General features: G+C 40.6%; 17 protein-coding genes. 10 read left to right on the top strand and 7 right to left on the bottom strand.

Translation table 11 applies throughout. The features are described 5' to 3' along the window. Position 1 precedes the first annotated feature (1 nt). From purS to purD, 3 genes are read right to left on the bottom strand one after another with little or no spacing between them, the layout of a single operon-like run. The gene (gene purS, locus E3E24_RS06825) at positions 2-247 is read right to left on the bottom strand and encodes a phosphoribosylformylglycinamidine synthase subunit PurS (protein WP_167886985.1); all 246 of its coding nucleotides are present in this window, start codon (positions 245-247) and stop codon (positions 2-4) included. Positions 248-265: 18 nt separating this feature from the next. Further along, positions 266-1405, bottom strand: a complete 1140-nt coding sequence (locus E3E24_RS06820; RefSeq protein WP_167915749.1) for a formate--phosphoribosylaminoimidazolecarboxamide ligase family protein — start codon at positions 1403-1405, stop codon at positions 266-268. Between the two features lies 1 nt (position 1406). Then, complete coding sequence (gene purD, locus E3E24_RS06815) at positions 1407-2705, bottom strand: phosphoribosylamine--glycine ligase (RefSeq protein ID WP_167915818.1); 1299 nt, start codon at positions 2703-2705, stop codon at positions 1407-1409. Positions 2706-2814: 109 nt separating this feature from the next. Between purD and purE the strand changes: the two genes are divergently transcribed. Further along, a complete protein-coding gene (purE, locus tag E3E24_RS06810; protein WP_167886987.1) occupies positions 2815-3246 on the top strand; it encodes a 5-(carboxyamino)imidazole ribonucleotide mutase in 432 nt (143 codons plus the stop codon). On the opposite strand, the gene purT is transcribed toward purE, so the two are convergent. Beyond that, the gene (gene purT, locus E3E24_RS06805) at positions 3243-4532 is read right to left on the bottom strand and encodes a phosphoribosylglycinamide formyltransferase 2 (RefSeq protein ID WP_167886988.1); all 1290 of its coding nucleotides are present in this window, start codon (positions 4530-4532) and stop codon (positions 3243-3245) included. The two genes, purE and purT, sit on opposite strands and share 4 nt — an antisense overlap. 120 nt (positions 4533-4652) lie before the next feature. Here purT and purM point away from each other — a divergent pair, with 120 nt between their 5' ends. Next, positions 4653-5657, top strand: coding sequence for a phosphoribosylformylglycinamidine cyclo-ligase (gene purM / locus E3E24_RS06800; protein ID WP_167887039.1), 1005 nt, complete (start codon positions 4653-4655; stop codon positions 5655-5657). An 8-nt stretch (positions 5658-5665) separates the two neighbouring features. On the opposite strand, the gene purC is transcribed toward purM, so the two are convergent. Continuing rightward, positions 5666-6355, bottom strand: a complete 690-nt coding sequence (purC, locus tag E3E24_RS06795) for a phosphoribosylaminoimidazolesuccinocarboxamide synthase (RefSeq protein ID WP_167887040.1) — start codon at positions 6353-6355, stop codon at positions 5666-5668. A 155-nt stretch (positions 6356-6510) separates the two neighbouring features. On the opposite strand from purC, the gene purF reads away from it, so the two are divergent. The 8 genes from purF (at position 6511) to ribH (ending at position 14321) form a co-directional block, all read left to right on the top strand. After that, the gene (gene purF, locus E3E24_RS06790; protein WP_167886989.1) at positions 6511-7839 is read left to right on the top strand and encodes an amidophosphoribosyltransferase; all 1329 of its coding nucleotides are present in this window, start codon (positions 6511-6513) and stop codon (positions 7837-7839) included. Positions 7840-7898: 59 nt separating this feature from the next. Beyond that, on the top strand, positions 7899-9287 hold the full coding sequence (locus tag E3E24_RS06785; RefSeq protein WP_167887041.1) for an L-aspartate oxidase: 1389 nt from the start codon (positions 7899-7901) through the stop codon (positions 9285-9287). A 1-nt stretch (position 9288) separates the two neighbouring features. Further along, positions 9289-10188 (top strand): quinolinate synthase NadA, encoded by a 900-nt coding sequence (gene nadA / locus E3E24_RS06780; RefSeq protein WP_167886990.1) that lies wholly within the window; start codon positions 9289-9291, stop codon positions 10186-10188. Between the two features lie 9 nt (positions 10189-10197). Beyond that, positions 10198-11028: a carboxylating nicotinate-nucleotide diphosphorylase gene (nadC, locus tag E3E24_RS06775; RefSeq protein WP_167886991.1), complete on the top strand. Its 831-nt coding sequence runs from the start codon at positions 10198-10200 to the stop codon at positions 11026-11028. Between the two features lie 87 nt (positions 11029-11115). Continuing rightward, a complete protein-coding gene (gene ribD, locus E3E24_RS06770; protein ID WP_167886992.1) occupies positions 11116-12159 on the top strand; it encodes a bifunctional diaminohydroxyphosphoribosylaminopyrimidine deaminase/5-amino-6-(5-phosphoribosylamino)uracil reductase RibD in 1044 nt (347 codons plus the stop codon). Further along, on the top strand, positions 12144-12713 hold the full coding sequence (locus E3E24_RS06765; protein WP_167886993.1) for a riboflavin synthase: 570 nt from the start codon (positions 12144-12146) through the stop codon (positions 12711-12713). Before ribD ends, E3E24_RS06765 begins: the two co-directional genes overlap by 16 nt. Next, complete coding sequence (locus tag E3E24_RS06760; RefSeq protein ID WP_167886994.1) at positions 12694-13863, top strand: bifunctional 3,4-dihydroxy-2-butanone-4-phosphate synthase/GTP cyclohydrolase II; 1170 nt, start codon at positions 12694-12696, stop codon at positions 13861-13863. The genes E3E24_RS06765 and E3E24_RS06760 overlap by 20 nt, the downstream gene beginning before the upstream one ends. Beyond that, positions 13860-14321: a 6,7-dimethyl-8-ribityllumazine synthase gene (gene ribH, locus E3E24_RS06755; protein WP_167886995.1), complete on the top strand. Its 462-nt coding sequence runs from the start codon at positions 13860-13862 to the stop codon at positions 14319-14321. The genes E3E24_RS06760 and ribH overlap by 4 nt, the downstream gene beginning before the upstream one ends. Here the strand turns inward: ribH and E3E24_RS06750 are convergent. After that, a complete protein-coding gene (locus E3E24_RS06750) occupies positions 14318-14920 on the bottom strand; it encodes an IMP cyclohydrolase (protein ID WP_167886996.1) in 603 nt (200 codons plus the stop codon). The two genes, ribH and E3E24_RS06750, sit on opposite strands and share 4 nt — an antisense overlap. After that, positions 14917-15849 carry a formate--phosphoribosylaminoimidazolecarboxamide ligase gene (locus E3E24_RS06745; RefSeq protein WP_167886997.1) on the bottom strand — a complete coding sequence of 311 codons (933 nt, stop codon included), beginning with the start codon at positions 15847-15849 and terminating at the stop codon, positions 14917-14919. Before E3E24_RS06745 ends, E3E24_RS06750 begins: the two co-directional genes overlap by 4 nt. Between the last annotated feature and the right edge of the window lie 88 nt (positions 15850-15937).

Genomic DNA, 15937 nt, shown 5'->3' with positions numbered 1-15937 from the left:
CTCACTCACCCAAGGGTTCTATTTGATACTCGTAAGTGTGGATAACTGGATTTGCAAGCAAGCGTTTGCACATCTCCTCGACATCTTTCTCTGGATTTTCACTCTCAAAAACCACCTCAAAGTACTTTGGGACCTTTAAGTCTTCAACTTTATAACCGAGGTTTTTGAGTGCCTTTCCAATTACCCTCCCCTCCGGGTCGTTAAGCCCTTCCTTTAAGCGAACGATAATTTTTGCCTTATATTTCATGAGCATCACCTCACGGCTTCAAGTAACAACTTTCTCAAGCTCATCCAGCTCAATAGCCCTCTTAATCTCAAGCGCAATTCTCCTTCCAGTGCTCATCGGCTTTCTCCACAGTGCATTTCCATACGGATGACCCATAGCCATGTGAATATTTGTCCCGCCGCCAGTTCTTGGGGCTACATCGTAGATGTAGAAGTTCAAATCCTTGTCAAGAGCTGTTTGCAAAGTGAAGGGCCCAATTATTCCAGGCGGATAGTATTTTTGTGTCACCTCAACGTACTTTTCTGCCATATCAAAGACCTTCTCAAGCAAAGACTCCCTCAAAGTCGAGCTTGCATGACCGCAGACAGTATATTCAGGCTCGAATTGATGCTCAGGCAAAGTCAATTGTTGATGAGCTGGCAACCTAACATGACCATCTAAGCTCGTCTCAAAGCGCCAGTCAATGCCCAACAGCTCAATCTCTTCATCTATGGGCGAATAGAAGAAGTCAAAGTTAAAGACTGGTCCGATAATATAGCGTTCTATCCTCGCTTTAGCTAAGTCTTCTTCCGTTATTACGCCAAGCTTTATTAAGCGCTCTGCTTTCTCCCTAAACTCTTTATAAGATGCTGCTGTAAAGAATCCTCTCTCCAAGCGTTTCTTGGCGTGCGGGAGCTTAACAATAACGAGCTCGTTTATATCTTTTGGGTCTTCAATTTTCTCTGGATAAGGCAAGCCAGCTTTTTCCAAAAGCCAATAATAGCTCTTCTCTTCACTTCTTTCTTCGCTCCTTAACAAATTTCTGCTTCCAAATAGTGGAACTAAAAAGTCGTTTTCAACTTTGTCAATGCCCGTATAAACCACAAACGAACGGTTCGGAATAAAAATTACATTCCTTTTTCTGAGCTCTTCCTGAATCTCAATTATCTGGGCAAACTTCTCCAAAATAATTACTTCATCAATGAAACCCTTGGTTAAGCCATCCTTAGTTGTCTTTTGCTTAAAGTACTTTGCATAAGTTTTTTCCCTTCCCCTCTGCGAAACTATGAGTGTTTTAAATCCTTCTTCCTTAGCACCATCTGCAATATCTAAAGCGGAATGGCTTCCAATGGCACCAATTCTGATGTTCTCCTTATCGTATCTTTCTAAAACTTCTAAAATCTGTTCTCTCGTAATCAACTCACTCACCCCTAAGCTCTCTCATCATCTTAATCCTCTTCTCAATGCTCTCTTTGGTGCCAACATCTCTGCGGTAGAAGATTTCGCCCTTAATGTGCTTTATTCCTTGAGAAGCTATTCTTTCAGCCTCCTCAATGCTTTCAGCAATTCCAACAATAGCCAAAGCCCTCGAGCCGAGAAGAGTTAGGTTCTCATCAATTGAAGCGTAGTAAATTTTCGCTCCGCTTTCCAAAATTTTAGCTTCATCGACTTGGATTTGAACCCCTCTTACTGGATTCTCTGGATAGCCTTTTGGAGCTATGTACTTCACAACAGTAGCTTTCTCTTGGAATTTGGCTTTACTGAGTGTTCCATCAACTATTCCCTCAGCTATTTCAAGCAGAGGTGTCTCCAAAATCGGTAGAACGTTGATAGCCTCCGGATCTCCAAAGCGAGCGTTGAATTCAATTATTTTCGGCTCATCCTTTGCGAGCATGAACTGCCCATAGAGAATTCCTTTGTAGGGAGTTCCCTCTTTTCTCATAGCTTCTATAGTTTTTTCTAAAGTCTTCAAGGCTCTCTCATAGTCTTCTTCTGTAATAAACGGCAATAAATGATCTTTACACGAATAAGAGCCCATACCACCAGTTATCGGTCCAACATCGCCATCGTAAGCGTGCGGATAGTCCTGAGCTAATGGCATGGGAATAACTCTCTTCCCATCTGTGAAGACTTGGAAAGTAAATTCAATGCCATCCGTTCTCTCTTCAATCAAAACCTTTCCATCCTTCTCAATTAGCTTTTTTGCATATTCTTTTGCTTCATCGTTGTCTTTCAGCTGATAGCCGACTACTTTAACTCCTTTACCTCCAGTTAAGCCAAGGGGTTTTACTACAACAGGCTTTCCAAACTCGTCAATCCAGCTTTCCATCTCCTTCACGTCATCAAAGACTTTGAAGAGCTTTCTTCCAGGAATTTTGTACTTCTCCATTATTTGCCTTGCAAAGGCTTTGTTCGTCTCAAGTTGAGCCGCTTCTCTTGACGGTCCAACTGTTGGAATGCCGTTCTCTTCTAAAAGATTCACAATCCCCTCCTCTAAAGGAGCTTCCGGGCCAATGAAAGCCAAATCAACGTCCCACTTTTTGGCAAACTCCAAGACTTTTTCAACATCTGTCTCTTTTGCCACTCCATAATCTTCAGCTAATCTTTTAATTCCAGGATTAACGTGCTTTGCAACTACGTAAAGCTTAGCACCGCTTTTTACGAGGGCTTCAGCAATGGCATTCTCCCTTCCACCAGCACCAACTAAAAGAACTTTCATTCTCTTCACCAAAAATTTGTTAAAATTTTTGATTTTTAAGCTTTATTTTAACATAAAAATGTCGAAAACTTTATAAGATAGCTGAGGTTAAAAAGCCTTAGGTGATAGTATGAAGGTGCTCGTTGTTATGGGAAGCAAAAGCGATTCTCACATTGCTGAAAAAGTAACCCAAGTTCTGGATGAGTTTGGTATTAGCTACGACGTTGAAGTTGCCTCTGCTCACAGAAATCCAAAGAAAGTTGAAGAGCTAGCAAAAAAAGACTACGACGTTTTCATAGCAATAGCTGGCTTAAGCGCCGCTTTACCCGGAGCTATAGCCTCTCACACAACAAAGCCCGTTATAGGCGTTCCAGTCTCTGCTAAGCTTGGAGGATTGGACTCTCTCTTAAGCATAGCTCAGATGCCCCCCGGAGTTCCAGTAGCTACTGTGGGAATAGATAATGGAAAGAACGCCGCTTTGCTAGCGATTGAGATTTTAGCTTTGAAAGATGAAAGCTTAAAGAGAAAGCTTGAGGAGTACAGAGAAAGAATGAGAAGCTAAAGCAGGTGCTTGTCTTTTATGAATTCTTGACTTTGCCATTCTCCACTTCTCACTTTAAGCTCTATTAAGTGAGCAACTTGTTCCGCTTTTCTCTTAGCAACTTGGACATCTTTGTCCCAAGCTAACGCAACTCCTAATCTCCTCCCTTTGTAAGCTTCTGGCTTTCCAAAGAGCCTAACCGTTGTGTTCGGAATGCTCAAAGCCTTAAATATTCCTCTAAACTTTGGTGCATAGCCCTCTTGGTTTGCTAAAATTACATGAGTTGCCGCTGGAGTTAAAATTGGAAACTTTCTAACGCCGTTCTCTTCAACAGCAGGAATTGGCAAGCCGAGAACAGCTCTAACGTGAAGACCAAACTCTGAGAATCCAGTAGGATGAGAGGCTAAAGTTACCATTCCAGTGTCGTGAGGCCTTGGAGAGACTTCGTTAGCCCAAACTTTATCTCCTTTAACGAACATCTCAACCCCAAATAAGCCCAAACCTCCGAGAACGTCAGTTATTCTTTTTGCTATTCTGTAAACTTCTTTCTCAGCTTTCTCACTTATCTCAGCAGGCTGCCAGCTTGCATGATAATCACCTTTGATTTGGTAATGACCTACAGGTTTTGGAAATGTTGTAACGATTTTGCCGTGCTCGTCGAAGTGCCTAACCGCTAATTCAGTAATCTCAACCTCAAAATCTATGTGTTCCTCAACTATTATCTTGTCAGCACTGCCGCGAGCTTTCTTCTTTGCTTCTTCCCAAGCCTTTGGAATATCTTCTGGACCCTTAACAAAGTAGGAACCCTTTCCGCTTGAGCTCATTATTGGCTTTGTGTGGCAGGGATAACCAATCTTTTCACAAGCTTCATAAAGCTCGTCTAAGGTTGTAGCATACATGTATCGTGATGTAGGAACTTTTGCCTCCTTTGCCAAGGTTTCCCTCGTTCTTTCCCGATGCATAGCGATCCAAGTTGCTTTTGCATTTGGAACAACAAAATAACCTTCTTTTTCAAATTCAAAAAGCGCATCAAGATTTATTGCCTCAATCTCTGGAATTATTGCGTCAGGCTTTTCCCTCTCAACAACACTCCACAGGAAGTCTTTATCCTTCATATTTCCAACGTAGCTTTTGTGGGCAACTTGCATCGCGGGAGCATTAGCGTAGCGGTCAACGGCAATAACCTCAACTCCAAGCCTTTGGGCTTCTATAGCTATTTCCTTCCCAAGCTCGCCACTTCCAAGGAGGAGAATCTTAACAGCAGAATCTGTTAGAGGAGTTCCCAACTCGTTTCTTATCTCAATCATTCTCAATCACCAAATTAATTGACATTAGAATGTTAAAATTAACCATATATTTAAGCATTTTTAAACATAGATATGACAAAACTTTTAAACCTATGCCACTATTCTCCCTTGGTGAGGCTTATGATGACCTATGCTCAAGCTGGCGTGGATGTTGAGAAAACAGAAAAAGCTCTAAAAGGTTTAATCTCACTCGCAAAGGCAACATTTGAGTTTAGAAAAAATAAATTGGGTCAAGTTGCGGCAGATATAGGTCACTATGCAGGTCTAATTGATTTTGGAGATTTCTACTTGGCTATAACAACAGACGGAGTTGGAACTAAAGTTTTAGTTGCTGATGCAGTGGGAAAATACGACACCATTGGAATTGATATGATTGCAATGAATGTAAACGACTTAATCTGTGTTGGAGCTGAACCTGTAGCTTTGGTGGATTATTTAGCTGTGAGAGAGCCCAATGATAAAATTTTCGAAGAAATAGCTAAAGGACTCTACGAGGGAGCTAAGCAAAGTGGGATTGCAATTGTGGGTGGAGAGACTGCAGTAATGCCCGATTTAATAAATGGCCTCGACCTAGCTGGCACTGCTATTGGGATTGTTGAAAAGGGAAAAGTTATTACTGGGAAAGAAATAAAGCCCGGAGATATTGTCATTGGCATTGAGAGCTCAGGGATTCACTCCAATGGCTTAACCTTAGCGAGAAAGCTTTTAATTCCAAAGTATGGGCTCGAATATGAGTTTGAAGGTAAGAAGCTTTGGGAGCATTTGCTCGAGCCAACAAGGATTTATGTGAAGCCGATTTTAGAGCTTTTGAAGAGCGTTGAAGTTAGAGGATTAGCTCACATAACTGGTGGCGGGCTTTTAAACCTAAAGAGACTTACAAAATATGGATTCTCCCTTGAAATGCCGCCAATTAGTGGAATTTTTAAATTAATATATGAAGATGGTGTTCCCCTAGAAGAAATGTTTAGGGTTTTCAACATGGGAATAGGTTTTGTTGTGATAGTTCCACAAGAAGACAAAGAAGAGGCACTGCACATTCTCAACAAGCACTATCCGAGTTACGAGATTGGAAAAGTCATTGAAGAATCTAAGATAAAAGTTGAAAACTACAAAATCGTGCTCTAAAAGTTTCATTAACCCATTATCCTTTTATAAATCTCCTCATAAGCTGAAATCAAGTCACCCTTGTCGAACCTAAAGACGTCCTTATCCAAGCTTTTCTTTGTCTCCGCATCCCAAAATCTGCATGTGTCTGGGCTTATCTCATCGGCTAAAACTATTTCACCTCTGACATTTTTGCCAAACTCAAGCTTAAAGTCAACAAGTAAAATTCCCCTCTCTTTGAAGTACTCTTTTAGGATTTCGTTTACTTTCAATGCAATTTTTTCCATTTCTTTAATTTCCTCCTCACTTATCCCAAGAATTTTTGCGTGATAGTAGTTTATCATCGGATCACCAAGCTCATCGCTTTTATAGTAAATCTCAACAATTGGCTCATTTAGCTCTGTTCCCTCTCCCAATGGAAGCCTCTTCTTCAAACTACCAGCGACAATGTTTCTAACAACAACTTCAATTGGATACATTTCCAACCTTTCCACAATCAACTTATTCTCCCCAGCAATGCCAATAAAGTGTGTCTTAATACCGTGCTCCTCCAAAAGCTTGAATAATTTTGCTGAAATCTGAGCATTGTAAAAGCCTTTCCCTTTGAATTGTGCTTTTTTCTTGCCATCAAAAGCTGTTGCATCATCTTTAAATTCCATCAAGAATTTCCCCTCATCTAAGGGGATCATTTTCTTAGCTTTTCCTTCATAGACCTCCATAATCTTCACCAAAAATTTGTTAAAATTTAAAATTTAAAAGCCTTTTTTAAACAAATTTATGTAAAACAAGGAGCAAAGTTTTTTAAGCATGAGAATGTAAAGTTCCAGTGGAAATAGGACTCTCTTTGACTACTATGTGTTAAGCTGGTGGTTATATGAAGGAGAAGTGCGGAGTATTTGCGGCAAAAGCAGAGAATGCAAATCAAAAAGCATACTATGCCCTTCTCGCTTTGCAGCATAGAGGTCAAGAAAGTGCAGGAATCAGCGTTTGGAGGGGTAGAATAAGGACATACAAAGGATTAGGGCTGGTAACCGAAGTTTTCAAAGGACATATTTTAAACAAGCTGAAATCAAAGGTTGCAATAGGACATGTGAGATATTCAACTTTTGGAGGTCTGAACGAAGCTCATCCTCTTGAAGTTGAATGCTGTGGAAAAAGGCTTGCCTTAGTTCATAATGGAACTTTAACTAATTATCTGCCATTAAGGAGGAAGTATGAAGGAAAATTCAAATTCAAAACAAGTGTTGATAGCGAGCTTTTGGGATTGATTTTTCTCAAAAACTATTCCGAGACAAAGGATGAATTCGAAGCCATGAAGATGCTTTTTAATGAAGTTAAAGGAGCATACTCATTAGCTTTCCTATTTGACGGCAAAATTTTAGTTGCTAGAGATCCCCTAGGCTTTAGGCCCCTAACCTTTGGAATTGGCGATGGATATTATTTTGCCTCTGAAGATTCAGCATTAAGGATGTTTGATGTCAAAACGAGAGATGTAAAACCAGGAGAGGTTTTTGTTGTCTCAGATGATGCTGAAAGCAAAGTCCTAGCTAAAGAGAAACATGCTCACTGTGTTTTTGAGTTTATTTATTTTGCTCGTCCAGACAGCGTTATTGAGGGGAGAACTGTTTACAAAGCAAGGGTCGAAATGGGAAAGCAATTAGCAAGAGAAGATGATATCAATGCAGATGTTGTCATAGCAGTTCCAGATTCAGGGAGAGCCGCAGCAATAGGCTATTCCATGGAAAGTGGAATCCCATATGAAGAAGGCTTAATAAAGAACAGATACATCGGTAGGACATTTATAATGCCAACTCAATTTGAGAGGGATTTTAAAGTTAGGCTTAAGCTCTCCCCAGTTAAGGAAGTCATCAAAGATAAGAGCATAGTTTTAATTGATGACTCAATTGTAAGGGGTACCACAATGAAGAGAATAATTGCGATGCTGAAGAGAGCTGGAGCAAAAGAAGTTCACGTTAGAATAGCATCGCCGCCGATACGGTATCCCTGCTACATGGGGATTGACATCCCAACACGACACGAGCTTATTGCCTCTTGGAAGAGCATTGAGGAGATAGGAAAAGAGATTGGAGCAGATTCTTTAAGGTATTTGAGCATTGAAGGATTAATAAAAGCAGTTGGACTGGATGATTTATGCTTGGCTTGCTTAAATGGGATTTATCCAGAATGGGCTTTTGAATTTTAAGCTATAATTCTTAACCAATAAAGCTTTAAGAAGGAACTCCGAACATTTGTTCGGGGAGAATTGTGAAAATAGGAATAGTCGGGAATGGAATAGCAGGATTAACAGCAGCTATATCACTTGCGAAAAAGGGATTTGATGTTTACATGATTGGAAAAAGCATAACAAAGACAAACTCTTATTTAGCTCAAGCTGGAGTGGCATTTCCAGTCTTAAAAGGGGATTCTATAAAAGCTCACGTTTTCGATACAATAAGAGCAGGTAGATATTTAAACGACGAGGAAATTGTTTGGAGTGTTATTTCAAAGTCAAGCGAAGCTTACGATTTTTTGCTCTCACTTGGATTGAAATTTGAAAGGAATGAAGTTGAAGGAGGACATAGCTTCCCAAGAGTTTTCACTATTAAAAATGAGACTGGAAAACATATGACAAAGATCCTTTACACAAGAGCTAAAGAGTTAGGCGTTCACTTTATCAAAGGACTTGCAGAATCATTAGCCATTGAAAATAGAAAGTGTTATGGGGTGTTTCTTGACGGTGAGCTCTTAAGATTCGATGCAACAGTTTTAGCAACTGGTGGCTACACTGCCTTGTTCAAATACACAGCTGGTTCCCCGCTTAATCTCGGTACGTTAATTGGAGACGCAGTTATGAAGGGGGCTTTAGCAAGGGATTTAGAATTTGTTCAGTTTCATCCTACTGGATTCATTGGAAAAAATGGAGTAAAGCTCATAAGCGAAGCAGTAAGAGGAGCTGGAGCTAAGTTGGTCAATTCAGACGGAGAAAGGTTTGTCAATGAGCTTGAACCGAGAGACATCGTTGCAAGAGCAATTTATATGCAAATGCAGGAAAGAAAAGAGGTTTATTTAGATGCTACCCATATAGAAGACTTCAAATTAAGATTTCCTCAGATATATGCATTTCTCAAGCAAGAGGGCATAAATCCCGAAAAAGACTTGATACCAGTCTCTCCGATAGCTCACTATTCAATTGGCGGCTTAAGTGTTGACGCCTACTACAGAACAAACATAAAAAGCTTGTATGCTATCGGAGAAGCAGCTGACAATGGTTTTCATGGTGCAAACAGATTGGCAAGCAATTCGCTCTTAGAGTGCATTGTGAGTGGTCTTGAAGTTTCAAGAACCATTTTTAGGGAGAGACCAAAGCTTAGAGAAAATATAGAGCCAGCAAATACTAGTCAAGAAGCGGGAGATATAGAGCAGATTAAAGAGATACTTTGGAAGCATGCGGGAATTGTGAGAAGTAGAGAAGGACTCAAAGAGGGAATTAGAAAGCTTGAAAATATTGAAGCAGATAAGAGAATCAAATGCCTCGCAAAGGGCGTTTTAGAGAGTGCTCTCTGGAGAGAGGAGAGCAGAGGCGCGCATTATAGGATAGATTTTCCGTTCATGAGAAAGGAATTTGAAAGACCAAGTTTTTGGAGGTGTTAATATGGATTTAGTGAAAGAAATTATTAAGCTTAAGGAAGAAAAGAACGCGATAATCCTAGCTCATAACTATCAGCTACCTGAGATTCAGGATATAGCCGACTTCATTGGGGACAGCCTCGAATTGGCAAGAAAAGCTGTAAATGTTGATGCAGACATTATTCTCTTTGCAGGGGTTGATTTCATGGCTGAAACTGCTAAAATATTAAATCCTGACAAAAAAGTTCTTCTCCCTACTAAAAGGGCCACATGTGCAATGGCAAACATGCTTAAGGTCGAGCACATTCTTGAGGCCAAAAAGAAGTACCCAGATGCTCCTGTTGTTCTCTATGTGAACACAACTGCAGAGTGCAAAGCCTACGCTGATGTAACGGTAACCTCAGCTAATGCCACAAAGATAGTGAGCAAGCTCGATGCAGATACGATAATATTCGGTCCCGATAACAACCTCGCTTATTATGTCGCAAAGCGCACGAACAAGAAGATAATCCCAATTCCGGAAGGGGGCCACTGCTACGTTCACAAGAAGTTCACACTGGAGGACGTTGAAAGAGCTAGAAAGCTTTATCCAAATGCTAAGCTGATTGTTCATCCCGAGTGTAACCCAGAGATCCAAGAAAAAGCCGATCTAATCGCGTCAACCGGTGGAATGATCAAGAACGCTTGCCTACATAATGAATGGGTTGTGTTTACAGAAAAAGAAATGGTGTATAGACTGCAAAAGCTCTATCCAAACAAGAAGTTCTATCCCGCTAATGAAGATGCCTTTTGTATTGGAATGAAAGCAATAACACTCAAGCACATCTATGAATCCCTGAGAGATGAAAAATACGAAATTGAAGTTCCTAAGGACATAGCAGAGAGAGCAAGAAAAGCAATAGAGAGAATGCTTGAGCTCAGCTGAGGTGATCTCATGATTTCCCTCTCATACCTTCTCCGCTTTTTGGAAGAGGATGCGCCTTTTGGAGACGTTACGAGTGAAGCTGTAATTCCGGAGACTTTAAACGCTAAGGCAGTTATTATAGCAAAGCAGAGCGGCGTTATAGCTGGTCTTGAGGAGGCAAGGCTTTTATTCGAGTACTTTGATGTTAAAGTTGAGCAGAAAGTTAAAGATGGCCAAAAAGTGGAGAAAGGGCAAATTTTAATGGAGCTCGAGGGCAACGCGAGAAAGATCTTGCTCGTTGAGAGAACTGCCTTAAACATCATAGGAAGAATGAGCGGGATAGCGACCCAAACGAGAAAGCTCGCTGAAAAAGTTAGAGCCGTTAATCCAAGAGTTAGAGTAGCGGGCACGAGAAAAACCCTCCTAAAACCTCTAGACAAGAAGGCAATACTCATAGGAGGCGGTGAGCCTCATAGATTTTCCCTAAGTGATGCGATTCTCATAAAGGACAACCATCTTGCTTTGGTCTCTCTCGACGAAGCTATCAAAAGAGCGAAGAGCTTCAGCATTTATAAGGTTGTTGAAGTCGAAGTTGAAAGCTTAGAAGACGCTTTAAGAGCAGCAAAACTTGGTGCTGATGTTATAATGCTCGACAACATGACGCCAGAGCAAGTTGAAGAAACACTCAAGGCTCTAAAGCGTGAAGGTTTAAGAGAGAAAGTGAAAATCGAAGTAAGCGGTGGGATAACAGAGGAGAATATTCAAGATTACGCAAAGCTCGATATCGACGTTATAAGTCTTGGAGCCCTTACACACAGTGTGAAAAACTTTGACGTGAGCTTGGAGATTGTGAGAGATTAAATTTTGCCCTTATTTTTATTTTAGATGTGTTCCATTTTTGGAACAAAATTTTTTAAATTTGGAACATCTATTGAATTACCGATAGCTATGAATGATGAATACTTCATGAGCTTAGCTTTGGAGTTAGCCAAAAAAGGCGAGGGAAGAGTGAACCCAAACCCAATGGTTGGCGCTGTTATAGTCAAAGATGGCAAAATAATCGGTAAGGGCTACCATCAATACTTTGGAGGGAAACATGCAGAGATTAACGCCATAGAAGATGCAAAGAGCAAAGGTTATTCTCTCAAAGGAGCAACAATGTATGTCACTTTAGAGCCCTGTTCTCACTGGGGAAAGCAGCCGCCTTGTGTTGATAGAATAATAGAAGAGGGCTTCTCAAGAGTTGTAATAGCAATGAAAGATCCTAACCCCTTAGTTAATGGAAAAGGCATTGAAAAGCTCGAAAAAGCAGGCATTGAGGTTAAAGTTGGTGTTCTTGAAGATGATGCAAGAAAGCTGAACGAAGTGTTTCTTAAGTACATAACCACGAAAATGCCTTTTGTAGCAATAAAGCTTGCTTTGACCTTGGATGGTTTCATAGCAACAAGAAACTTCTCTTCAAAATGGATTACTGGCGAAAAAGCAAGGAAGAAAGTGCAAGAGCTTAGAAGAAAATATATGGCAATAATGGTTGGAGCTAATACAATCCTCAAAGACAACCCAAGGTTGACTTGCAGAATAGAAGGGTGCAGTGAAAAGGTGAAAGTAATTCTCGATAGGCATGGATTAACTGCTAATGGAAATTTTAGGGCTTTTAAGGATGGAAGGGTTATAGTCTTCACTGAGAGCGAAAAAGAGTGGGATAATGCGGAAGTCATTAGGGAAGCAAATCCTGAGAAAATACTAAAAATCCTTGGCGAAAAAGAAATAGACAGCGTTTTAATTGAGGGAGGAAGAATAGCATGCCAGTTCTTGCCCTTTGCAGATAAGCTACATTTATTTTATGGGAACAAGCTCTTTGGAAAAGGGATTTCTCCATTTGAGTGCTTAAACGTTGATAAGGTTAGTGATGCCTTTAAAGTCGAGTTTCTTAAGTTTGAAAGCTTTGAGGACAGCTTTTACGTGGAGGCAAGGCCATGTTCTCAGGGATAGTAGAGAAGGTTGCAAAGGCACGCTACTCAAGGGGAAAGCTCTACGTGGAGAAGGTTCTAGATGTGAATTTAGGAGACAGCGTTGCCGTTAATGGAGCATGCCTAACGGTGAGTGAAATTAGAGATCAAATAATCTTTGACGTTGGTGAGGAAACGCTAGAGAGGACTAACTTAGCGAAAGCTAAGCTTGTTAACCTTGAAAGAGCCCTAAAGTTTGGCGATAGGATTGACGGACATTTGGTTACTGGACATGTCGATGGGACTCTAAAGCTGAGGAGAACTCTAAAGAGGGGAAATACTTACTGGCTGGCCTTTGAAATGCCCAAGGAAAGGTTTGGCATAGTGGAAAAGGGAAGCATAGCCCTGAATGGGATAAGCTTAACGATTGCCAAAGTTGAGAAGAGCCAATTCTGGGTTCAGGTAATCCCCTACACTTGGGAAAACACCAACTTGAAGTTCCTAAAGGTTGGAGAGGAAGTAAACTACGAGATAGACGTTGTTGCGAGATATTTGAAGGGTATTTTGGGTGATAGATATGGACTTGGAAAAGCTTAGGAAAAGCCTTCTTGAAGGTAAACCAATAGTTCTAATTGACGAAGATAGAGAAGTTGAAGCGGATTTGGTTTATCCTGCCGAAATAATAACTCCCCAAACATTAAACTTCATGCTCCAAGCTAAAGGAATGCTCTGTCTGGCTATGGATGAAGAAGAAGCTTTAAGGAGAGGCTTCTTTAAGCTTCCCTCAAAAGACAACGAGACGAACTTTTTAATAAGCGTTGATTATAAAGAAACGTTTACAGGAATTAGCGCGGAAGATAGGGCTTTAACTGCTAAAAAGATTGCCGAAGGGCTAAGCATTGAGTACTTTCGCTATCCAGGTCATCTGCATCTTTTAGGGGGAGTTGGCATAAATAAAAGAAAGGGACACACAGAAGCTTCCCTTGAACTTATGGAAATGCTTGGGTTTAAGAGATATGCACTAATAATTGAGCTCTTAGATGAAGAAGGGAATTCTCACAACTTTGAGTTTATAAGAAACTTTGCAGAGAAGCATGAGTTACCAGTGATCACAATTAAAGAAGTGCTTAAAGAAGTCGTGAAGAGGAAGAGCTTCGTTAGAGTTTTTGCTGAAGCAAAGCTGCCCAGTAAATACGGGGCCTTTAAGATAGTCGCCTTTGAGAACCAGCTTGACTTTAAAGAGCATATAGCCATAATAAAAGAGCCCTATGATGTGCCTTTGGTTAGAATACACTCCGAGTGCTTAACAGGGGATACTTTAGCTTCTCTAAAGTGCGACTGTGGAAGTCAATTAGCTAATGCATTAAAGATGATTGCCCAGGATGGAGGAATTTTACTTTATTTAAGGCAGGAAGGGAGAGGAATCGGATTAAAAAACAAGATCAAAGCCTATGAACTTCAAGATAGAGGCCTTGACACTGTTGAAGCGAATAAAATGCTAGGCTTTAATGAAGATGAGAGGGATTTCAGTGTTGCCTACCAACTGCTCAAAGCTTTAGGAGTCTCAAAAGTTAAGCTTTTGACAAACAATCCAGGGAAGGTTAAAGCTTTGGAGGAGTTTGGGATAGAGGTTGTTGAAGTTATTCCGATTTTTGGAGAAGTTAACGAGGTTAACAGACCTTATTTAGAGGCTAAGATGCTCAAGCTTGGACACAATTTAAAACCTCTTTTGGAGGGGGAAGAATGATTTACGAAGGGGAATATAAAGGTGAAGGCTTGAAAATAGGGATACTTGTAAGTAGATTTAACGATTTGCTCACTAAGGAACTTTTAGATGGTGCATTAGACTGTTTTAAGCGACATGGCGTTGAGAACATAGACATCTTCAAAGTTCCCGGAGCTTTTGAAATTCCATTTATCGCAAAAGAATTGGCGAAGAAGGGAAGCTACGATGCGATTTTAGCGTTAGGAGCCGTTGTTAAGGGCGAAACATACCACTTTGAACTTGTTGCCAATGAAGTTGCAAAAGGAGTAGCCCATATAAACTTAACATACGAAACTCCGGTAATATTTGGTGTTATAACCGTTGATGACGAAATTCAAGGACTAGACAGGGCTGGAATAAAATCAAATAAAGGCTTTGAATATGCTTTAGCGACTTTAGAGATGGCAAATTTAAAGAAAAAACTAAAGAAGATGCCCTAGAGGTTTTTCACTCCTCTTATTCCTATTTTAAATTTATCCCCAAAATCAACAACTCCAATTGCCAAAACGGGGTGAGCAAATTTTAGTTCCAAAACCTTTTCAGCTAAGGCATTTTCATCTTTAAAGTCTAAGCTCAGAGTTTCAATGCCTTCAACGTTGTAAGTTGCTGTGAAAAATGCTTTTCCTTCCTCGAGCTTAACTCTTTTGACCCAAAGCTCATCTTTTCCCACGAAACCCAAAAACGCCTCATCTTTGTCTCTTTGGATTATCCCAGCAATTCTTGGCGTGTTTAGGGCGTCTCTCTCATAATCCATAGCGTCCAAAACGTGAATTAAAGCTTTCTTTGGCTTTTCCCACTCCAAAGCATGAGCAATAAATGTCGTGTGAGAGCCATTACTAACCACTGCATAGTCCTTGAAAATTTTCACAGCTGTGTAGCTCACATATGGATTAGTTGTCTCCGTTAGATTTAGCACGACAACTTCGTCTCCTCTAAGTTTTGCCGTTCTATTAGGAAAAGAGCGAGAGCTAACACGATAGAAAGCGAAAGGCTTACCCTCCTTTAGCCCAACGCCCAGCATTCTCCCAACGTACCTCATGTTATCACCTCATCTAAGCGGTTCTCATCTAACGCTAAGCGAATCTCTTTGGCAATTCTCTGACCCATCATGATTTCCTCACTCCAGTAAAGTGAGGAATACCAGTGTTTGACATTACTCCCGCCGTCTATACGAGAAGCGAAGCCTATGCATCTAAACTCACCGTCGTAAGCGAAATGCAGGGCAAAAGGCCCTATAACCCCCGGAGGTTCGAGCTTTTTCATCGCTTCAACGAAAGCTAAGCCGTAGTCATAGAGCTGGGGGAGGAGGGATTCTCTCAAAGCTATGGGTTTGTTTCCAACTATTGTATACGGCAGAGCTTTGAAAGGCCCCCTCTTGTTTGCATCCGCTATAACCAATCGCTCATCAACGCCGAAGAGCTCAAGCCTCTCTAAAATCGGTGAGTAGAAGAAGTGCACATAGATAAAAACCCCATTAACGAAACGCTCAATCTGGTAGGGTTCTTTAATCTCATTAAGCTTTTCTTCGAGTTCTCTTCCGTAGGCTATGAAGTGCCCGCTTCCTCCTTTTGGACCCTCAATCCTAACGAAGTAAAGCTCGTCCTCCTTAACCTCGCTCAAATCAAAGCTTTCAACTTGTGGGATGCCAGCTTTCTTTAATGCTTTATCAACTAATTCAAACTTCGTCTCCCATTTTAAAAACCTCTTATTCCCAAAGAACTTCGCTTTACTCTTTTCAATCGCATCAATGCCGAGATAAGCCACAAAAGAGCCGTGAGGGACTATTATTCCATCATCGGACAGTATCTCTTTCATGTCAGCAGTGACTTTAAGCTCATCAACTATTGGAAGCGAAGAGTAGAAGTTCTTTCTCTTTGGAGAAGCATATAAACGGGTTTTGAAGCCTTCTTTCTTTGCGCCTTGAATTATTTGGAGTGAGGAGTGAGAAGCTATTGTTGAAATTATCATAAACCCAACACCTCTAAAACTTGGTTTTAAATTTTCAAAAACAAGTTTTAAAAGTAGAGTTAAAAGTTTTATTTTGAAAATTAATAGC

The organism is Thermococcus sp. LS2 (assembly GCF_012027375.1).
Classification (GTDB): Archaea; Methanobacteriota_B; Thermococci; order Thermococcales; family Thermococcaceae; genus Thermococcus_B.
This window is presented reverse-complemented; position numbering and strand designations above follow the sequence as displayed.